We start from the raw sequence: 22,553 nt of genomic DNA, 5'->3' as shown, positions 1-22,553 counted from the left end.
TCATTTCCTCCCAATTTCTTCATCTTTTTTTCGGACAATTTTCTCCAAACGTAAAAATAATCGTGAAAAAGGTAATGCTTCATATTGATGTTTCGACAATACATGATATCGAATGAGACAAATCATATATATAAGTGCCCCAATAATTACTGTTCCTAGTACATATACCGCTAAAGTTAAACGGGTAAACGGAAGGAAGAAAGCAATGCCTTTTAATATGCCGACAACAATCGTCATCATTACCGTAGCAATTAGAAGCCCTTTCCATTTCACGTGATGCATAATGCGTAATTTTGGCAATAACTTTCTTAGTAACCGTGCCACAATGATACATAAAAATAATAAACTACCCGATGTAGCCAGTGCACTCCCCATTATCCCGAACCGAGGAATAAGCAATAGATTGAGCACTATTTTTAATATAACAGTAGCCACAATATAAATCGCCGTCACATTCGTCTTGCCAATCGTTTGTAGAATCGCAATCATCGTAATCGTCATTGCTGCCATTAATATCGATAAGGATAACACTTGTAAACTATTTGTTCCTAGTTCATTTGTAAATAATACAATGTTTACTTCTTTCATTAATAAAATGAGCCCTACAGTTGCTCCGACAGCAATATACATACTAAATAAGACAGCTTCTCTTACATAAACAAGATGTGTCGTATTTTCCTTCACATCTTTCGTAATGACAGAGGGGATCAAGGCTAATGCAAAGGAAGAACCGAACACGATACCGAATTGGATCAGTGGTTGCCCACGATCAAAAATTCCCTTTTGTTGCATTGCTTCTTCTAAAGGTAAAGCATGTTGCAATAATCCAGGGATCAATGTAAATACATCGACAAACTGTAACAACAATAAAATCATATGATTGAATGCTGCGATAAATCCTAGCATGAATATAGTTGAAAAATAATGTCTCCACGGAATATGGCGCGGTTGTAAGGATAAATAATCTACTTCCAAACGAAAAGATAATCGTAAAGTAAGCAAACAAAAAAACATCCCAATCATCGTCGCCAACACCGCAAAAATGCCAATATCATATAATTGCAATGTGCCTGTATAAACTAAATAAGCAGCTACAATAATAATGGTGACACGAATTAATTGTTCTACCATTTGTGAATATGCGGTCGGCTGCATACGTTCATATCCTTGTGATATCCCTCTAAAAAGAGCAACAAAAGGAATGAATAAAAATAAAAATGCCGCAAAGAAAAACGTTCGCTCTAACTGTACATCCCCAATCCACGATGCAATATATGGTGCTAAACAAATGGTAACTCCGAATAACACCCCATTAATGAGGAGTAATACGACAAAAATTGGTACATAAAAATGTTTATATGTCATTGGCGTATTACTTGCCCGCTGCTTTGCCGTCAATGTTGATACGGCTGCCGGAAAGCCATATAAAGATAAAATCATCACCATTCCAATTAGTGGATATATTTGCTGATATACATAAAAGCCAATATCACCTGTTAAGTTTTGTAATGGAACACGGTATATTGCACTTAATACTTTCCCAAATAAACCTGCTATCGTTAATAAAAATGCCCCTTGAACAACTCGATTTGTATCAGTTTGTTTCATGATAAACCTGCCTATATAGCTATTATAGTAAATATATGTATTATATCATAACTCATCTATCCGCTACGATTCGTGCGTGCTAACCGACACAAAAAGGCTATTCAAATAAACAAATTAGATTTATTTGAACAGCCTATATGTACGACATAATTATTCCATTTGTTTTCCTAAAAAGCTGGCGGCAGCTGCGACTACTTTTTGTTCAGCCTCCGTTACTTTCACATCGTCTGCTGCAATCATTAATACAGACCCAATTGGATCGCCATTCGCAACAATCGTACTAATGGCATAATTACTAACAGCCTCTTCTTTTCCACGAATAATCTCTAACGATTCCATCGTTTCCTCTAGCGAAGATTTTCTATCTGTAATCGCCTCTTCTATATGTAATCCAATAGGGGCTTGTAAGTATCCTTTTTTCGCTCGTCCACTTACAGCGATGACCTCATCTCGATCTGTAATAAATACAGGTAAATGTACGACATCGAAAATAGCCTCCGCGTACATTTCTGCAAAATGCCCTAGCTCGTTAATAGGAGAATATTTTTTTAAAATCACTTCTCCTTCACGTTGTACAAAAATTTCTAATGGATCTCCTTCGCGAATACGAAGATTTCTTCTTATTTCTTTCGGTATGACGACACGTCCTAAATCATCTATACGTCTTACAATTCCTGTTGCTTTCATACGATGAACAACCTCACTTTATGTCTACTTAAAACGTTATTGTTCATAGTATGTTACAATTTGGCAGAACTATACATGATTCATACGTGCTTGGAATTTTAGCTTTTTTATCGATAACAAAAGAAATATATGCCGACAAGAACAGGCATATATTTCTTTTGCATCACGATGTTATTGCGTTATACAACGAGCTTTTATGTGCATATTGGCATCACAATACCGATGCACTTATATACATTATACCGATGTTTCTGCTATCTTTTCTTGATTGACACTTGATAGTTTATCGATAAACTTTGCAACAAGATCATATCGTTGTTGTCTCGTTTCGTTTTTAAACTTCATTTTTACTTTTAATTTATTTCCGACTGTACCTAACTGAACGTTATTACCGAATTCCATTGCTACTTCAAATAATTTTGAGCCATCGATGTTTTGACTGCGCTCTTCTTCTACTATAAGTTCTATCAAATTCGGCTTCTCTTGGACAGATTCCACACGTTCACGTTTCGCAAACATTTTTATATGAGAAACTAAAAACAGTTCTTCTACCTCTTTCGGATAATCACCAAAACGATCGATCATTTCATCTTTTAAATCACGTAATTCCTCGACAGATTCAATGCTTTGGAATCGTTTGTACATATCGATTTTCTGTTTTTCGTCTTCAATATATGTTGCTGGAATATATGCATCGACCGTTAACAACAATTCTGGGTTAAATGGTTGTACCGCTTCTACTGGCTTACCTAATTTTCTTGAATCAATTGCTTCTTTTAACATTTGCGAATATAAATCGAAACCAACCGAATCAATAAATCCATGTTGTTCCGCCCCAAGTAAGTTACCTGCGCCACGAATCGATAAGTCACGCATTGCAATTTTAAATCCAGAACCTAATTCTGTAAACTCTTTTATTGCTTGGAGTCTTTTTTCAGCTACTTCTGTTAAAATTTTATCTTTTCGATATGTGAAATATGCATATGCAATTCGATTCGATCTACCAACACGTCCACGTAGTTGATATAGCTGGCTTAATCCCATATGGTCAGCATCATACACGATAAGTGTGTTTACATTCGGAATATCAACACCCGTTTCGATGATGGTCGTACTTACGAGCACATCGCTGTCCCCTTCTAAAAAGCGCATCATGACATCTTCTAATTCATTTTCTGACATCCGTCCATGTGCGACAGAAACTTTTGCTCCTTCGACAAGGTTCTCCACTTCTCTAGCGACCTTTTCGATACTTTCTACACGGTTATATAACAAGAACACTTGACCACCACGAGCCATTTCTCGTTCAATTGCTTCTCGGACGAATACGGGATTATGTTCCATCACATATGTTTGTACTGGAAAACGGTTTTCCGGTGGTGTTTCAATAACAGACAAATCCCGAATTCCTAACATCGACATGTGCAATGTACGAGGAATTGGTGTTGCCGTTAATGTTAATACGTCGACATTTGCTTTTAGTTGTTTAATTTTTTCTTTATGTTTAACACCGAAACGTTGCTCTTCATCTACTACGAGCAATCCTAGATCTTTATATTGCACATCTTTTGATAATAAGCGATGAGTCCCGATGACAATGTCAATAGTACCTTCTTTAATTCCTGCAATCGTTTCATTTTGTTGTTTCCGTGTTCTAAAACGACTTAATAATCCAATATTGATTGGATAGTCTTGAAATCTTTCTACCATTGTCTGATAATGTTGCTGCGCTAAAATAGTTGTTGGTACGAGGACCGCTGCTTGTTTCCCTTCTGCAACTGCTTTAAAAATAGCACGAATAGCAACTTCCGTTTTTCCATATCCAACATCTCCACATAAAAGACGATCCATCGGTCTTTCTCTTTCCATATCTTGTTTTATTTCCTCAATCGATTGTAGCTGATCTGCCGTTTCCTGATATGGAAAAGCATTTTCAAAATCATGTTGTAAAGATGAATCTTTTTCAAAAGCAAACCCTTTTTGCGCTTCCCTTTCTGCATACAATTTAATTAATTCATCTGCAATATCTTCTACAGAAGACTGAACTTTACGTTTTACCTTCGTCCATTCAGTGCCACCTAACTTGTATAAACGTGGCTCCTTCCCTTCTGACCCGACATATTTTTGCACTAAATCAATTTGATCAATCGGAACATATAGCTTGTCGTCTCCCGAATATTGAATGAGTAAATAATCTTTATGCAACTTATTTACTTTCAACGTATCGATCCCGACATATTTCCCAATTCCATGATTACGGTGTACAACATAATCACCAATTTTTAATTCTTGGTAATTTTTAATTCGTTCCGCATTGGATATGTGCTGATTTTTACTCCGACGTTTTTGTTGTTTTTTAAACAATTCATTTTCTGTAATTATTGCTAGTTTATGCATCGGAAATTCTATCCCTTTACTAATGAACCCTTCCATAATAACAGATTCTAATGCCGGTAAAGAGATATCCTTTTGAATGACGGCATCCATATGATAATCACGTAAAATAGCCTGTACTTTTTCAGCTCTCTTATCATTCATTGCCATAATAATGACAGAGTAATCTTGCTTCTTCCACCGCTCCAGTTCCGTTTGAAACAAGTTCATTTGACCATGGAACTCTTGCATCGTCCGCGTCGATAAATTAACGATGTTCGATGGCTTTGTGTTTGCTATATGACGCATAAATACAGACATATAAATCTTTTGTCCGTTCATTTTACTCGTTAACGTCGTCCAATCAAGTGAAAATTCGACACCAGGTAATAATTCATGCTGCTCTATTAATGCCTTTCGGAACTCGGCTTCTTCTTTATCTAAATAATCTGCCGCTTCCTGCACTCTACCAATTTCATCGAATAAGAGCACATGATCATCTTCCATATAATCTAGTAAACTATACGGTTGTTCATAAAATAGCCCGCTATATTTATATATTCCTTGAAAAAGTTCCCCGTTATCTAGTTTCTCCATTTCCTCGTTCATCGACTGTAATAATGCTTCTCGATGTTCAGAGGCTTTCATTTTCTTTAATACTTTTGCTAATTCTTTTTCGAGTCGCTCTTTTGCGCGCAACATATCTTCTTTTTTCAACAATAATTCTGTCGCAGGACCGACCGTTACATTCGTCACTTTATCTAAGGAACGTTGCGAGTCCGCATCAAAATACCGAATAGAGTCGACTTCGTCATCAAATAACTCAATACGAATTGGATTTTGTTCTGTGACAGGATAAATATCGATGATACCACCACGTATACTAAATTCTGCTGGTGCTGTTACCATATCAACACGTTCATATCCCATCTCAAATAAACTTTTCGTATAGTTGTCTACATCGATTGTCCCTAATTCTTCAAAATGTAGTTTATATTGATTCCAATAATGTTTCGGTGGCAATATTCTTTTCAATGCTGCAACAGGTGCAATTAATAAACCCTCATCTTTATGCAACCACTCTGTTAGAGCTTTAATACGATTTGCTCGTAGCTCTGGACTAGAAATAGCCATCTCTGAAGCGATGAGCTCATTGACAGGATATAGAAAAACATTTTGCTCGTCTGAATATTCCATCAAATCGTCATATAATTGTTGAGCATGTAAGAGCTGATGTGTAATTATAATTCCCTTTTTCTTTGTTGCATCTTGAATAGCCGCGACGAATAAACTTCTTGCAGAATTTGCTACCCCTGCAACAAGCTGTTCTTTCATTCCACCTTCTAATCCTTGAATGATGGACTGTATATCATTTGTTCGTTGTAAATATCGAATGATTTCTTTCATTTCAGTTCCCCCACACTATATCCCCTAACTTTTAAACATTCATATATTGCTATATGTATGAAGTGCTACGTCAATTATTCAAACAACTTAAAGCACAAAAATGAATAAGGACTTTATGTTCATCCCTTATCTTTTTGTGCTAAGCTTTTTAATGTAAAAAATAATCTAATTCATAATAGTTTGGATGTGATTGTAACGTATCTTCACAATTTTCACAAATGGCATGAATATGTACATCACCATTTTCTTTATAATGAACCATCTTTTCCTTTTCCTTCGTCGTTAACACATCTATTCCGAGCATAGATGTCGATACAATTTGTTGTCGTAAAGTCCCTATCGTGTATTTACAATGGCGACATTTATATACAATCGACATCAGATGTCCTCCCTTCGAACAAACAATCTGTTTATATAAAGTTTGCCCGAATAACGAGTTCATATGCATCTTCTTACTAAGATTGGTTAAATTGATTCATTGCATCATTAAATGATGACTGCAAAAATGTTTCAAATGCATCTGCAGATAATTTCACTGCTAATTGTACATCCTCTTCTTCCTCTTTTGCAAAAGGTTGTAAGACGTAATTCACAATCGGCGTTTGGTTCGTCGGACGACCAACACCAATCCGAATTCGTTTAAAGTTTTTCGTTCCTAAATGATCGATTAAGGAACGGATTCCATTATGACCACCATGGCCACCCTTTTCACGAAGACGAATTTTCCCTGTCGGTAAATCAAGATCATCATAGACGACGACGATATCTTCCACGTCAACTTTATAAAAATCTAATAATGGTCGAACCCCTTCACCTGAAAGGTTCATAAAAGTTTGTGGTTTCACAAATAACACTTTTTCTGATCCGACAAAATCAAGTGCATACGCACAATTAAATTTTGTTTTGTTACAATCCAAATTAAAGCGATCGATTAATTCATCTACTACAAAAAAACCGACGTTATGCCTCGTTTTATTATATTTTTTACCTGGATTTCCTAATCCGATCATACATTTCATTCTATCTCACTCTTTATTATAAATTATTTTTTTATGGAACGATAATAATCCGTTTGGTTTTCTCGACACTACTATCGAATATTTTGCTTATTATTTTCCCATTTGTTTACTTTATAAATGAAATACAAGAATCCCTCCTAAGTAACGTTACTTAGGAGGGTTTTACTTGTTCATATATAAGTTTATTAAGCTTCTTCGTCTTCTTCAGCGCCTACTAATTCTGGCTCGACACTAGCATCCGCATCTGCTTCTTCCACTTCAGCTTCTGGTGGTAATACAGAAACAATAACTGCGTCTGCATCATCTAAAAATTCATATTCCGATTTCACTGGTAAGTCTGAAACAGAAATACTGTCACCGATCGTTAAATCAGTTACATCAATTACAATTTCCTCTGGAATATTTGCTGGTTTTACACGGATTTGTAGTTCAATTGCAGGTTGCTGTAATACGCCACCTTCTTTAGCTCCAACTGCTTCTCCTTCTAAACGCACAGGTACTGCTACATCTAATTCTTCCGCCATATCTACAACGAAGAAGTCCGCATGGATAACATTTTCTTTAATCGGGTCTACTTGATAATCATGTAACATAACATCAACTTTACTTCCACCCTCAATTGCTAAAGAAATAATAGCGTTTCTACCTTCGTCACGAACTGTTTTTAAAAGTTCAATTTCATCTACACTTACTGTTACTGTATCTTTTTCTTTTCCGTATACAACAGAAGGGATTGCACCTTCACTTCTTAATTCGTTCGTTGCTGCTTTCGTTAGATTTTCACGTTTCTTTGCATTTAATGTAATAGCCATTTTTATTCCTCCATAAATTTTTAATCAAATAATATACTTACTGATTGATCGTTATGAATTCTAATAATCGCTTCACCGATTAATGGTGCAACAGAAAGTTGTGTAATCTTTTCAATACGCTTCTCTTCAGGAAGGTTAATTGAATTGGTCACAACTAATTCTTTAATTTTTGAGTTTTCGATTCTTTCAATTGCTGGTCCTGATAATACTGGATGTGTGACACATGCATATACTTCTGTTGCTCCTTTTTCAATTAGAGCGTCTGCAGCAAGTTGCATTGTTCCTGCAGTATCAATCATATCATCAACGATAATAGCAGTTCTTCCTTCTATGTCACCAATGATATTCATCACTTCTGCAACATTCGGTTTAGGTCTACGTTTATCGATAATTCCAATTGGTGCTTTTAATAAGTCAGCCATTCTACGAGCGCGAATCACGCCTCCGTGGTCTGGCGATACGATGACAACATCTTTTAAATCCTTTTTCTTAATATAGTCAGCCAATAATGGTACTGCCTGTAAATGATCGATTGGAATATCGAAGAAACCTTGGATTTGTGGTGCATGAAGATCTAATGTTACTACGCGATCTGCACCTGTTGTTTCTAATAAATTCGCCACTAATTTCGATGTAATTGGTTCTCTAGAACGTGCTTTACGATCTTGACGTGCATATCCATAATATGGCATCACAATGTTGATCGATTTTGCAGATGCACGTTTTAATGCATCAATTAAGATTAAAAGTTCCATAATATTTTCGTTTACTGGTTCTGAAGTCGATTGGATAATATACACTTCATATCCGCGAACACTTTCTTCAATGTTAATCTGTGTTTCTCCATCACTAAACTTCGTTACCGTACACTTTCCTAGTGGAACACCAATATGATCCGAAATTTCCTGTGCTAATGGGATGTTTGAATTCAAAGCGAATAGTTGCAGTTTCTCATCATTATACCCTGATGACATACGTGAAGCCCTCCATTTAATTTACTTAATAATTAATTTCTTTGTTTATTTAAATTTTTTTGCGTAGCCTTCTTTGTTCACTTGAGGTGTTCGAGCAATTGCTAATGCATCTTCTGGAACATCTTCGTTAATAGTCGAACCAGCTGCAATGAGTGATCCTTTCTTAACAGTGACAGGTGCAATTAAATTTGTATTACAACCGATAAAACTATCATCTTCAATTACAGTTTCATGTTTATTCTTTCCATCATAATTTACTGTAATGGAACCACAACCAACATTGACATTTGTTCCTAAAGTTGCATCTCCAATATAGCTTAAATGCGACACTTTTGAACGGTTATCGATTGTTGATTTTTTTACTTCTACAAAGTTGCCAACCCTTACTTCATCACCAATGTTTGTTTCTGGGCGAATATGTGCGAATGGACCAATATTCACATTACTTCCTATTTTACTATTAGTCACTACACTTTGTCTAATAAGCGAGTTATTTCCAATATGACAATCAACAATTTCAGTATTTGGTCCGATAATCGATGATGCTCCGATATGTGTCTCTCCTGTTAAAACTGTGCCAGGATAAATCGTTACATCTGAATCAATTGTTACATCTGGTCCAATGTATGTATTGTCTATATCCATTAATGTAACACCATTACGTAAATGTATTTCATTAATTCTACGTTTCATCAAATTGCTCGCTGTCGCCAATGCTACTCGATCATTGATACCGATGATCTCGTCTTCATCTTCAGTCACATATGCTGTAACAATTTCTCCAGCATTTTTCATAATTTCGATCACGTCTGTTAAGTAATATTCTTCTTGTGCATTATCATTACTAACTTGTTTTAATGCTGCGAATAATGCTTCATTATCAAAACAGTATGTGCCTGTATTAATTTCATTTATACGTTGTTCTGCTTCATTTGCATCTTTTTGTTCGACAATTTTTTCTACATGACCTGTTTCATCACGAATGATTCTACCGTATCCTACTGGGTTTGCAACTTTTGTCGTTAGGATAGTTGCCTTTGCACCTTTTTCTTCATGATAGTCAAAAATCGCCTGATACGTTTCAGCCGTAATTAATGGAGTATCTCCACAAACGACAATTGTTGTACCACGCTTATTTTCTAAAAGTGCTTCTGCTTGCATGACAGCATGTGCAGTCCCTAATTGTTCTTCCTGCATGACAAAATCTACTTCGTCATCGATCGCTTTTTTTACTTCGTCAGCACCGTGACCTACGACTGTTACAAGTTGTTCTACATTTGTAGGTTTCAACGCTTCAATTACGTATTGAATCATTGGACGGTCTAATATTGGATGAAGTACTTTATATAGCTTTGATTTCATTCTCGTACCTTGACCTGCAGCTAAAATAACTGCATAACGATTTTCCACAAAGTTACCCTCCAATCTTATGTTCACCATTATAAAATAATATCGTAAAAACCCACTGAATTCAACTAAAAAATGTATTTTCCACAAAAAAAGACCGAGTTAAAAGAACAGCCATATAAAAATTATTGAATGAAAAATTGGCAAATATAGTAAAACGCTTACATTTTACCGTGTTTCTTTTTTCAAATAACAATTTACAAAGGCTTTCTTTTCTCGGTCTTCTCTTTTTTCATATTAGGAAACACCCGCATTTTCTAACTCTAATACGTCCGCTTCTTCCCCTTTTTCTTCATATGTTTTTAATACAGCAGTCTGTATTTTTTCCCTCATCTTTGAATTGATAGGATGAGCAATATCTCTAAATTCTCCGTCTGCAGTACGTTTTGACGGCATTGCAACAAACAACCCATTATTTCCATCAATTACTCGTACATCATGGACAACAAATTCATCATCAAATGTGATTGAAGCAATTGCACGCATTTTTCCTTCCGTACTAACACGACGTAATCGGACATCTGTTACTTCCAATTATTTCACCACCTTTTGCTCAAAAAAACTAGTATGTATATTATATTCTCTATATAAATAAAAAATCCTGCCTATTTTCAAAAATATTTTAAAAATAAGCAAGATTTTTTTACTATTCGTAAAAACTTCCCCGATGTACATCAATATGTTTTTTTCGATAATCCACATTTGATACTTTTATAAGCGATGTATATTGGTCGATCATGCGCTCATCTTCTTCATCTTCCGCTTCTGCAAATACACCGATACCGACAACTGTCGCCTTAAATTCTTCTAATAAATTCATCATACCTGAAACAGTGCCACCATTTTTCATAAAATCATCAATAATGAGTACATTTTTACCTTCTTGTAAGTTACGTTTCGGTAATACCATCGTTTGGATTTTTTGCGAACGACCTGAAACATAGTTAATACTTACAGATGATCCTTCCGTCACACGCATGTTTCGACGAATAATAACGACCGGTACTTGTAAGTAATCTGCTACCGCATATGCTAAAGGAATCCCTTTTGTTTCTACCGTGACAACCGCGTCTATCTTTTCATGTTGAAATGCGGAAACAAATGCTTGACCAATTTCCTTAATAATTGCTGGATTACCTAATAAATCACTCATATATAAATAACCACCAGGTAAAATACGAGAGGCATCTTGTAAGTCTTCACATACTCTATCGATAAATGAGCTGCTCGCTTCTTTTGAAAACGCCGGAACATATTCTACCCCACCAGCAGCACCAGAAACTCTATTTAGTACACCTATTCCTTCATATTGAAACATCTCATGGATCATATCTAAATCTTCACTAATCGATGACTTTGATGCGTCAAATCGATCTGTGAAGTATGTTAATTGTGTCAATGTTCTTGGATGATTTAAAAAATAATTTGTCAATCCGATTAATCGATCACTTCGTTTCATACAGTCACCCCAAAAGCCGAATATTTACTAATAATATAGCACTTATATACGGTTTTCATCAAGTTAATGACGTTATTAACTATAAATAAAGTCCTTTTCCAGCTCGTTTTTGAACAAATAAAGAACAAATCCGAACAATACAAATTTATGTATCATTCGGATTTTTGGATAAAACTAGCCAATATGAGAGAAAAACTGTTCACATCTATTTTCTAATCGTTATTCTACCGTCTGTAACCTTGCTTCGATTTGTTCCATAATTTCTCCTGCTTCAGCCCAGTTTCCATCTTGCATTGCTTGTTGATATTCATCAAACAATGTACTTATTTCTTGTAATGTTTCATCAGCATTCATAATAGGAGGTACATCTTCAGATTCGTCTTGCTCTTTCTCACCATCTTCTGAGCCTTCCTCAATATCATCGTCTAATGGCTCTTCTGGAACATCTTCCGGTTTTACACCTGATTCTACCAGTTTCAATATTTTCTCTAATGACTTATCGAAAGTTTCTTCCATTACGATATGGTCTTCATAAGCCATAATCACTTGTTTTACTTCCGGTAACGATGTTTCGTTCGATGATTCAATATACACCGGCTCTACATATAACACCGTATCTTCTATCGGGATGACGAGCAAGTTTCCTCGTATCACTTTTGATCCACCTTGTGACCATAAGTTTAATTGTTGTGAAATATAACTATCTTGGTTAATTCTGTTTTCAATTTGTTGTGGTCCGTATACGTTTTTCTGTTTCGGGAAACGATAGACAAACATGTCACCGTAATTTTCTCCGTCATTTCGAACACCCATCCAAGCTATCATGTTTTGACGTTTTTTCGGCGTATAAGGCATCATTAAAATAAATTCTTCCTTATCTTCTTCCGCCAATTTCATCGTAATATAGTATGGATCCATTTCAATATCTTCATTGAAATATTTTTCTGTCGGGAATTCCCAATAATCTTCACGATTATAAAACACTTCTAAATTCGACATATGATATGTTCCGTACATTTTTGCTTGAATTTTAAATAAGTCTACAGGATAACGGAAGTGTGCATGAACATCTTCTGGAATTTCCTCTGTAAATAAATCAGGGAACATTTTCGCATATGTTTGAACGAGTGGATCTTCTTCATCCACCATATAAAAGTTCACTTCTCCGGAGTAAGCATCTACAACTGCTTTTACAGAGTTTCGAATATAATTTTCTTTCCCATCATATGCTTCCGAGTATGGATAGCCATCAGAACGGACATATCCATCAATAATCCAAGCTAATGACCCGTCTTCACGAACGATTATATATGGATCATCATCATACGTGAAAAATGGCGCAATTTCATTGACACGATCAATAATGTTTCGATGTTTCAATAATTGACTTTCTTTCGTCAATTGGTCAGAGAACAGAGTTCTAAATGACCCTTCCTTAATCGCAAATAAAGCTTTATTGATACCTTTCAACGGAATACCTAAATCCGCTTCATAACGATTTGTCGCATTTTCATCGCCTGTTGGATAGTCAAATTCATCTACTTTCGAATTCGTAATAACAGAAGGATAGTCTTCTTCCCCAAAGTAGATTTGTGGTTGAGTTACATCTAGCGACCCTTCCACAGGAATATTTCGTAACATATATTCAGGTTGACCCTGGCCCGTCACTTTGTTTACATGGCTCATCGATACTCCGTACCCATGTGTATAACGTAAATTTTTGTTTACCCAAGTTTTCGCTTGGTCTGGTAAGTCTTTCGTGCTTAATTCACGTGCTCCGATAAATACTTGTTCATACTCGCCATCTATTTCATAACGGTCAATATCCATATCATTAAATTGATAATACGTTCTAAATGTTTGTAGCTGATTATAAATATCTAAAAGTGGCCTCGAATCATTCAAACGAACATTATGTAATGTTAATTCATTTCGTTCCACCATATCTTCCGTTAATGTTGCATCTCCAGGGCTTTCTTTTTGCTCAATATCATCTAACCCATATGCAGCACGTGTTAATTGTAAATTATGTTCTAAAAATGGTTCTTCACGAGAAAATTCATTCGGTGACACGATAAAGTTTTGGACACCAAATGATGCTAATTGACCAAGCACAATAAAAATAATGTAAATCGATATCGGTCGGATTGCCGACATAATTTTCCCTTTAAATAAAGCTACCATCATCCATATAGCCGCAATAATAGCTACCGCCGCTAAAACATATGCTTTCGGTATGTTCACAAATTTATCCGTAAAACTCAAGCCATGTACGACACTCTTTTGAAAAATATTTACTTGATCTGTAAGCAATGTGTTATAACGGCCTAAATAATGAATACCTGCTAATAATAAGCCGAGGACACCAAATGTTGTTGCCAAATGAATTTGTGCTGTTCGACTAACGCGATACATATAAAAGACCGAATAAGCTGCGATTTGTACAATTAAGAAAAAGAAAAATAAATTCACGAGCGTATATAAAATAAACTCAATAAATGGCAGTTGGAACATATAAAAAGAAACATCTTTTCCGAAATAAGGGTCTACCTCGTTAAATGGTACAAAATATAAAAACTTTAACGCCTTTTCCCAGCCGACTCCTTTTACAATGACACTACCAATCACCCCTACAACGGCTGACGCTATGATAATAAGACCGTACGCCACTTTTCCATTCGCAATAAACGATGGCAATTGTACAGGAGTAAATTGCTTTAAAAAACTAAAGCGAATAAAATAAAATGTAAGAAATGATAAGATGAAAAATAAAATAAACCCTGCAACAGCTAATAATACTTTACTTGATAATATCGTCATGAAGACTTGTGAAAAACCAATAGAATCAATCCAAATATAATCTGTAAACAACTGGAATCCAATCGTCACAACGATAAAAAGAACGAATATAATTGCTAACCAAATGAGTGGCGTTTTCAATCTTTTAATAAACGCTTCAATTTGTTCTGGTGAAATTGATTGATTTTGTCGTTTCAAAACTCTACCCCCTTATGTCTGTATATATATTTGTTAAGAGTGTGATCACACATCTATATGGATAAGTCTATCGTTTATCATAACAGACTTCACTGCTTTATTTCATGTATTTATTCACTTTTCTTACAATGTTTATTTTTGGTTCTTGCAACTTCGGTATGCTTTCTTGCAACTTCGGGATGGTTTCTTGCAACTTTGGCATGTTTTCTTGCAACTTCTGCATGTTTTCTTGCAACTTCTGCATGTTTTCTTGCAACTTCTGCATGTTTTCTTGCAACTTTGGTATGCATTCTTGCAACTTCGGGTCGGATTCTTGCAACTTTGGCATGGATTCTTGCAACTTCGGGCCGGATTCTTGCAACTTTGGCATGGATTCTTGCAACTTCGGGCCGGATTCTTGCAACTTTGGTATGGATTCTTGCAACTTTGGCATGTTTTCTTGCAACTTTGGTATGTATTCTTGCAACTTTGGTATGTATTCTTGCAACTTCGGCATGTTTTCTTGCAACTTCTGCATGTTTTCTTGCAACTTCTGCATGTTTTCTTGCAACTTTGGTATGCATTCTTGCAACTTCGGTATGCTTTCTTGCAACTTCGGGATGGTTTCTTGCAACTTTAGCATGCTTTCTTGCAACTTTGGTATGCATTCTTGCAACTTTGGCATGTTTTCTTGCAACTTCCTGTTTCCATATTTGTACTTTAAATTTGTAGAATGATCAAAAATCATTAAGTTCCTCTAATCTTTTAAATATCCCGTAAATGGAGATACACTTAATTTTATTAGAATACATACATCTCCAACGTGTCTGTTCTTATACTGTATTAGGATTGCCTCCTTCTGGTGATGGGAAATCAACTTTACCTTATCAAGATTAGAGGAATTTTTAATACCACGCTAAAAGCTATTTAGAAACTAAAAAAGAGTAGTACAACTCTAAGGTTGTACTACTCTGTTACTGCCTGACTTTTATCTTCTAAAAAATTAATTTCTACCGCTTCTGTTAACACATCCGCGTAGCTATAAGAGACTCGTTCAAATGCGTTCTCTTCTTTATCAAGTTCTACTACGAAAACAGCCGGATACGTTTCAGATAAAACACCTGAACGAATTATTGTCTTACGTCTACCACCATTTGCAGTTAATTTTAACCGCTTGCCAATCTGACCTTCAAGACCCTTTTTTATTTCCATTATTGTTTTCAATAGGACTCCACCTCTCTGTGTTCATTATAACACAATTAGGCATTATCGTCAAATAAGTATTTAATTATACCAAGTTCCTATTTATAAAGTCAACTACTTAGACAATTTATTTTAATTTTATTTTTAAAAAGGTATTATGCACTATAAATCGTATTTGCTAGTCGGGCAAATTCTTCAATTGTTAAGGATTCTCCTCTTCTCGTCCCATCTATAGTTGCTTTTTGTAAAAATGCATCGATTTGAGCTTTATCGAACGTCCCTTTATAATACGTTTGTAAATTGTTCCGTAAAGTTTTACGACGATGTTTAAAGCTCGCTTGCACTAATGCAAAAAACTGATCTTCATCATGCACTTGTACGAGAGGTTGGTCACGGCGTACTAATCGTAATACACTAGAAATGACATTCGGCTGTGGAATGAATACCGTTTTCGGTACATCCATCACGATACTAGCCTCTGTATAATATTGAACAGCAATCGATAATGAACCGTATGCCTTCGTATTCGGTTTGGCAGCCATCCGCTCCGCCACTTCTTTTTGCAACATAACATTCATACTTTCAATCGATGTACGTTGTTGCAACACACCCATTAAAATCGGTGTCGTAATATAATATGGTAAATTAGCGACAATATGAATCGCTTGGTCTGAACTGAAGTGGTTTTCGATTATTTCCGTTAAATTTACTTGTAAAATATCTTGATTAATCACTTCTATATTGTCATAAGCACTTAATGTATCTTCTAAAATAGGAATTAATCGCTGATCAATTTCAAATGCGACAACATTTTTTGCACTAATTGCTAATTGTTCTGTTAACGAGCCAATCCCCGGTCCAATTTCAATTACTCCACTCGTTTTATCAATATGTGCATATTCGATAATCTTGCGCAATATATTGCTGTCAATTAAAAAATTTTGCCCTAAACTTTTCTTAAAGGAGAAATCATATTTTTGTAAAATTTCCTTCGTTTTTTTCGGTGTTGCGATATATTCGTTTTTCGTCATATTATCCTCCTATAATAGTATACGTTTCATTGCCTCATCTAATTCCTCTTTTTGAATATGAAACATATGTAATCGATATAATAATTGTTTTCCGTTCGTATATCCTATATGCAACAACTTCCCTAGTTGTTCTCTACGCTCTTTTGCCCCGCTTCCGCCAACTAATCCGTAACGAATTAAATCAGCTTTCGTTATCGAAGATTCTACAGTGTCCTCAAGCTCATACACATGACGTAACGCCTTTTGAATTGCGGGAATAGAAGCATGTTCTATCCCGATACTTTTAATAGATGACTTTGCTTTCGCCTCTTCTCGTTGCAAAAAGGCATGCTTGCATCCTGGCACATCTTGATCAATTATGTGACGTATTCTTTCTCCCGGATAATCGGGATCCGTAAATATAATGACGCCTCGTTTTTCCTTTGCATGTGCAATGAGTGCTAATGTTTCATCATTAATCGCCGAACCATTCGTCTCTATCGTATCTGCATCCACAGCTAGTTTTATTTTTGTCGTATCACTTTTTCCCTCCACGACGATTATTTCCTTTACTCTCATAAAGCGCCTCTTTCTTTTTTCATTCTTATTTCTATTATAATAGAAAATGCTCTCGTCATGTTAATAATGACAAGAGCATATTAAAAATTAGTCTAAAATCTTCACTTTTACCGTACGACGACCCCAATTATCGGCAGCATATGCTTCAGATTCTACTAAAACATCAATAATATTTCCTTTAATTGCGCCACCAGTATCTGCTGCAATTGCTTCTCCGTATCCTTCTACCCACACACGTGAGCCTAACGGGATCACATTCGGGTCAACAGCAATTACTTTTGGTGTCGGACTACCTCTTAAATCCATTCCAGTTGCAGAAATTCCTGAACATCCAGCACAATCAGCTCCATATGCTGTAGCTTCCATCGTTAATTCTTTTCCACCTGATGGTTCTTGTGAATTGGAAGTTGAGACAGTTTCAACTTCTTCTTTCGTTCCAATTGCAACTTTTTTATTTTTCGGCTTTTGTACAACATTTTCTTCTAATAATGTACGATCTACTTCTTCGCCATTTTCATAGACGATTTCATACGTTCTTTCTACTTTACCTTCTTCACCTTCAGAAATCGTACGTGATTCGCCTTTTTCTAGTTCACTATCTTTCTCTTCATCTGTGTTGAAAGAAAGTGCTTCTGTTACTTCTTTCGTTTCTGTTTTCACTTTTGTTACCGTAACAGTCATGCCTTCTTTTAAATCTTTATCTAAAGCTGGTTCAATTTTATCTTGTTTACTATATTTGATATCTTCATCTTGTAAAAGCTCTTTGACCGTATTAGCAGTAGCCCAAACATCTTCTTTATCGCCACCGTTGTTTAAAGTAACTTTAAACGCTTGATCAATATCTATGAACATATCATCTTGTAGAAGTGCCATGTCATTAAACGATACAACATCATGCTTTTTCACTTCAATGTTCTCTTCTTCTAAAAATTCTCCTACTGTTTCCGCAGTAGAATAGTATTCTTCTTCTTCTCCATCTATATTTACAGTTACTTTATTCGCTGATTCAAGTACAATTTCCATGCCGTCGACAACTTCTGTTGTTGCTTCATGTGATAACTCATCATGTTTCCCAAAATCTATTCCAACGTCATCAAGTAATTCTCCAACTGTATCAGATGATGTTTTTACTTTTTGTACATCTCCGTCAGCTGCAATTACTACTTCTGCTTTTGCTTCATCCAGAAAAACCCATACTGAAAATAAAGCTACCACTACTGCCGTTAAAATCGTATATCCTACTTTCGTTTTAAGTGCACGTAATGGATTTAACAAATTTTGCATTTTTTTTCCTCCTTAATTACGATACTCATTATAGAAACGATTCAAAATGTAGTCAAAATCAATCTAGTAACAAAAAGGTTACAATTCCATTACATGGAAATTTTGTTTTCTGACTATTTTGAATGTAAGCGAATTTACGGCATTTTCATGTTTTTACGTTACTTTTCCGTTATAACGCTGCAACAATTCCGTAATATTTGCTCGTTTTTATAGAGTATCGACGAAGGAAGATTATTTTAAACGGAAAATTTTTAATGCGTTTTCGGTCGTAATACGAGAAACATCTTCTAAGGACATCTCTCGTAATCGTGCAATTTCTTCGGCAACAAGTTTTACATATGCGGGTTCATTTCGCTTTCCACGATAAGGATGTGGCGCTAAATATGGTGCATCTGTTTCAATTAATAAACGATCTAACGGAACAACCTTCGCAACTTCTTTCACTTCTTTTGCATTTTTAAATGTGACCGGGCCCGCTAATGAAATATAAAAATTCATCTCCAAACAAGCTTGTAATTCTTCTCTTGTTGCACTATAACAATGCATAATGCCGCCTACTTCCGCTGCATTTTCCTCTTGTAAAATTTTTATAATGTCTGCTGTCGCTTCACGGTTATGAATAATAATTGGCATATTTACTTTTTTTGCTAAATGTATCTGCTTTCGAAACACATCCGCTTGTATATCTTTCGGAGACGTATCCCAATAATAATCAAGACCCATCTCACCTAGTGCAACTACCTTTTCGTGCTTCGTTAGTTCCTCTAACCATTCTAAATGGGATTCTTTATAATCAATCGCATCTACAGGATGCCAACCAACTGCAGCATATATAAAATCATATGTTTCAGCAATTTCAATCGCTAAACGAATTGTTTCTTCATCAAATCCGACAACGACCATTTTTGTCACACCTGCTTCTAATGCACGGTTGATTGTTTCTTCTCGGTCTTCTATAAATTGATCTGCATTTAAGTGAACATGTGTATCAAATAACATTTTATTTACTCCCTTTTTAAGTCTTATTGAAATATGTTGGATAAATTCCTTCCTATTAACTAGACTTTAGTATTTTTCTATCTATCATCAGAAATCCAAGAAAGAAAAAAGGAAGGTGAGAATGAAATGATTCGCTACATGGTAGCTTCCTCTTTCACTCCCCCATCCTTTCATCTATTTATTATTGTATATTCTTTTATTTTACGACAGATCCATTCGGTAATGCACCACTTACTGTCGCAAGTGATAATGTACCATCTTCATCTTCTCCAGAAAGAATCATACCTTCTGACATTTCGCCACGAAGTTTTACTGGTTTTAAATTCGCTACCACAATTACTTTGCGACCAACTAAAGCTTCAGGTTCATAATATTGTGCAATACCTGAAATAATTTGACGTTGTTCACTTCCTAAGTCGATTTGTAGTTTTAGCAATTTATCAGCATTTTTCATTTTTTCTGCTTGTAACACTTCGCCAACACGTAAATCAACTTTCGTAAATTCATCAAATGTAATTTCATTTGACTCTTCTTCTACTTTTTCTTCCGGTTTACTCATTTTCGCCTTAATAGAGGCAACTTCCTCCTCCATTTCTAAACGAGGGAAAATTGGCTTACCTTTTTGTACTTTCGTACCTGCTGGCACAATGCCACGCTCTGTTAGAGACTCCCAATTTTGGTGTGTTTCATCTGTAATACCTAATTGTTCAAACATTTTAACTGGCGTCTCTGTTAAGAACGGACGGATCATAATTGCAACCGTACGTAATGCTTCCACTAGATGTGCCATCACATTTCCTAATCGGTCACGCTTTGTTTCATCTTTAATTAATTTCCATGGCTCTGTTTCATCAATATATTTATTCGTACGGCTAACTAAATGCCAAATAGCACTTAATGCGACAGAAAACTCCATTTTATCCATCGATGATTGAACTTTTTCAATCGTTTCATCCATTAATGTTTCTAATGATTCATCTACAGCCTCTTCTTTAGAGCGAAATGTTGGAATTTCTCCATCAAAATATTTCCCAATCATTGCGACCGTACGATTTAATAAGTTCCCTAAATCATTCGCTAAATCAAAGTTAATACGCTCTACAAATCCCTCCGGTGTGAACACCCCATCTGAACCGAACGGAACTTCACGTAATAAATAATAACGTAATGCATCTAACCCATAATCATCAATTAAAGTAACAGGATCGACGACATTCCCTTTCGATTTAGACATTTTTCCATCTTTCATTAAAAGCCAACCGTGCGCAAATACCTTTTTCGGTAAAGGTAAATCTAACGCCATTAACATAATTGGCCAATAGATCGTATGGAAACGAACGATTTCCTTTCCAACTAAATGAACATTTGCCGGCCAATACTTTTTATACTTCTCTTCATTATCTGTTCCGTACCCTAATGCGGTAATATAGTTCGTCAGTGCATCAATCCATACATAAATAACATGTTTTGGATTTTCTGGTACTTGTATTCCCCAATCAAAAGTTGTTCGAGATACTGCTAGGTCCTCTAATCCCGGCTTGATAAAGTTGTTGATCATTTCATTTTTACGTGATTCTGGCTGAATAAATTCAGGATTCTCTTCGTAAAATTGCAATAAACGGTCTGCATATTTACTCATCTTAAAGAAGTATGACTCCTCTTTTACTTTTTCAACCGGACGATGACAGTCTGGACATTTTCCATCTTCTAACTGTCTTTCTGTAAAAAATGATTCACAAGGAGTACAGTACCAACCTTCATAAATATCTAAATATATATCCCCTTGATCCACTAATCGTTGGAAAATCTTTTGTACAACATCTTTATGACGTGTCTCTGTCGTTCGAATAAAATCATCATAAGAGATATCAAGTTTTTTCCATAAGTCTTTAATGCCTGCAATCATTTCATCTAAATAAACTTGAGGTGTTTTTCCAACCTCTTCTGCCGCCTTCTGGATTTTCTGACCATGTTCATCTGTACCTGTTAAATACATTACATCATAGCCACGTAATCGTTTATATCTCGCCATCGCATCTCCAGCAACCGTTGTATATGCGTGACCGATATGTAAATTACCACTCGGATAATAAATCGGCGTTGTTATATAAAACGTTTTGTTTTCATTTGCCATGTTTCTATCTCCTCTTTTATAACAATTATCTACATTTTACTATATTGATTAGCTATATTGTAGCGATTTTCTATTCATTTATAAAGTATATTACATTATTTCCATAATAAAATATTCGTTTTCCTTATACAGTTCTTTTTGCCTAGTAAAATTAAATAAAACTTATCATTTAAGACTCATTTTCACTGTTTATATTGGTTAATCTGAATTAATTCTAAATTTATTCGCATTATTTAAGTTTTTTATAAGTATTTTCCTTCTCATATATATAAATTCATGTATAATATGTATATAATTAATTCTTATAATGAATATTTTGGAAAGGAGATTGAAGATTACAATGAAATCTACTGGTATGGTTAGAAAAGTAGATGAGCTAGGTAGAGTCGTTATTCCAATTGAATTAAGAAGATCATTGGATATTAAAGAAAAAGATGCGATTGAAATCTATGTGGACGGAGACCAAATCGTTCTTAAAAAATACGTACCTAATATGGCTTGTCACATTACAGGTGAGAGTACATCTGATAACATTGCTCTTGCAAACGGTAAACTAGTTTTAAGTCCGAACGGGGCTAAAGAGTTAATGGACGAACTAAGCAACATTTTTCAACTAGTTTAA

General features: G+C 35.3%; 19 protein-coding genes. 1 reads left to right on the top strand and 18 read right to left on the bottom strand.

From position 1 onward, the window contains the following. The 18 genes from SPD45_RS11735 to metG form a co-directional block, all read right to left on the bottom strand. The gene (locus SPD45_RS11735) at window positions 1-1,608 is read right to left on the bottom strand and encodes a putative polysaccharide biosynthesis protein (protein WP_336267958.1); all 1,608 of its coding nucleotides are present in this window, start codon (window positions 1,606-1,608) and stop codon (window positions 1-3) included. A gap of 150 nt (window positions 1,609-1,758) precedes the next feature. Beyond that, window positions 1,759-2,295, bottom strand: a complete 537-nt coding sequence (spoVT, locus tag SPD45_RS11730) for a stage V sporulation protein T (RefSeq protein ID WP_336267957.1) — start codon at window positions 2,293-2,295, stop codon at window positions 1,759-1,761. A 237-nt stretch (window positions 2,296-2,532) separates the two neighbouring features. After that, window positions 2,533-6,075, bottom strand: a complete 3,543-nt coding sequence (gene mfd / locus SPD45_RS11725) for a transcription-repair coupling factor (protein WP_336267956.1) — start codon at window positions 6,073-6,075, stop codon at window positions 2,533-2,535. Window positions 6,076-6,223: 148 nt separating this feature from the next. Continuing rightward, window positions 6,224-6,454, bottom strand: a complete 231-nt coding sequence (locus SPD45_RS11720; RefSeq protein WP_336267955.1) for an anti-sigma-F factor Fin family protein — start codon at window positions 6,452-6,454, stop codon at window positions 6,224-6,226. 76 nt (window positions 6,455-6,530) lie between these two features. After that, a complete protein-coding gene (gene pth, locus SPD45_RS11715; protein ID WP_336267954.1) occupies window positions 6,531-7,094 on the bottom strand; it encodes an aminoacyl-tRNA hydrolase in 564 nt (187 codons plus the stop codon). Window positions 7,095-7,279: 185 nt separating this feature from the next. Then, window positions 7,280-7,906 (bottom strand): 50S ribosomal protein L25/general stress protein Ctc, encoded by a 627-nt coding sequence (locus SPD45_RS11710; RefSeq protein ID WP_336267953.1) that lies wholly within the window; start codon window positions 7,904-7,906, stop codon window positions 7,280-7,282. Window positions 7,907-7,926: 20 nt separating this feature from the next. After that, entirely contained in the window at window positions 7,927-8,880 is a 954-nt protein-coding gene (locus SPD45_RS11705; protein WP_336267952.1) for a ribose-phosphate diphosphokinase, read from the bottom strand. 45 nt (window positions 8,881-8,925) lie between these two features. Beyond that, entirely contained in the window at window positions 8,926-10,290 is a 1,365-nt protein-coding gene (gene glmU / locus SPD45_RS11700) for a bifunctional UDP-N-acetylglucosamine diphosphorylase/glucosamine-1-phosphate N-acetyltransferase GlmU (RefSeq protein WP_336267951.1), read from the bottom strand. Window positions 10,291-10,524: 234 nt separating this feature from the next. Continuing rightward, entirely contained in the window at window positions 10,525-10,821 is a 297-nt protein-coding gene (gene spoVG, locus SPD45_RS11695) for a septation regulator SpoVG (protein WP_336267950.1), read from the bottom strand. Between the two features lie 112 nt (window positions 10,822-10,933). Next, on the bottom strand, window positions 10,934-11,746 hold the full coding sequence (gene purR, locus SPD45_RS11690; RefSeq protein WP_336267949.1) for a pur operon repressor: 813 nt from the start codon (window positions 11,744-11,746) through the stop codon (window positions 10,934-10,936). Window positions 11,747-11,965: 219 nt separating this feature from the next. Then, the gene (locus tag SPD45_RS11685; protein WP_336267948.1) at window positions 11,966-14,743 is read right to left on the bottom strand and encodes a UPF0182 family membrane protein; all 2,778 of its coding nucleotides are present in this window, start codon (window positions 14,741-14,743) and stop codon (window positions 11,966-11,968) included. Window positions 14,744-14,840: 97 nt separating this feature from the next. Beyond that, the gene (locus SPD45_RS11680; RefSeq protein ID WP_336267947.1) at window positions 14,841-15,470 is read right to left on the bottom strand and encodes a hypothetical protein; all 630 of its coding nucleotides are present in this window, start codon (window positions 15,468-15,470) and stop codon (window positions 14,841-14,843) included. A 218-nt stretch (window positions 15,471-15,688) separates the two neighbouring features. Next, window positions 15,689-15,934 carry a Veg family protein gene (locus SPD45_RS11675; protein WP_336267974.1) on the bottom strand — a complete coding sequence of 82 codons (246 nt, stop codon included), beginning with the start codon at window positions 15,932-15,934 and terminating at the stop codon, window positions 15,689-15,691. Window positions 15,935-16,080: 146 nt separating this feature from the next. Continuing rightward, window positions 16,081-16,956, bottom strand: a complete 876-nt coding sequence (rsmA, locus tag SPD45_RS11670) for a 16S rRNA (adenine(1518)-N(6)/adenine(1519)-N(6))-dimethyltransferase RsmA (RefSeq protein WP_336267946.1) — start codon at window positions 16,954-16,956, stop codon at window positions 16,081-16,083. A gap of 9 nt (window positions 16,957-16,965) precedes the next feature. Then, complete coding sequence (gene rnmV, locus SPD45_RS11665) at window positions 16,966-17,514, bottom strand: ribonuclease M5 (RefSeq protein ID WP_336267945.1); 549 nt, start codon at window positions 17,512-17,514, stop codon at window positions 16,966-16,968. 87 nt (window positions 17,515-17,601) lie between these two features. Then, window positions 17,602-18,798, bottom strand: a complete 1,197-nt coding sequence (locus SPD45_RS11660; protein ID WP_336267944.1) for a ubiquitin-like domain-containing protein — start codon at window positions 18,796-18,798, stop codon at window positions 17,602-17,604. A gap of 231 nt (window positions 18,799-19,029) precedes the next feature. Continuing rightward, entirely contained in the window at window positions 19,030-19,797 is a 768-nt protein-coding gene (locus SPD45_RS11655) for a TatD family hydrolase (protein WP_336267943.1), read from the bottom strand. Window positions 19,798-19,993: 196 nt separating this feature from the next. After that, complete coding sequence (gene metG, locus SPD45_RS11650; RefSeq protein ID WP_442962022.1) at window positions 19,994-21,931, bottom strand: methionine--tRNA ligase; 1,938 nt, start codon at window positions 21,929-21,931, stop codon at window positions 19,994-19,996. Window positions 21,932-22,271: 340 nt separating this feature from the next. Here metG and SPD45_RS11645 point away from each other — a divergent pair, with 340 nt between their 5' ends. Further along, a complete protein-coding gene (locus SPD45_RS11645) occupies window positions 22,272-22,553 on the top strand; it encodes an AbrB/MazE/SpoVT family DNA-binding domain-containing protein (protein ID WP_336267942.1) in 282 nt (93 codons plus the stop codon).

It is taken from the genome of Pseudogracilibacillus sp. SO10305 (assembly GCF_037072005.1).
GTDB lineage: Bacteria > Bacillota > Bacilli > Bacillales > Amphibacillaceae > Pseudogracilibacillus > Pseudogracilibacillus intestinigallinarum.
The sequence above is the reverse complement of the archived record's forward strand: the minus strand, read 5'-3'. Positions and strand labels throughout refer to the sequence as shown.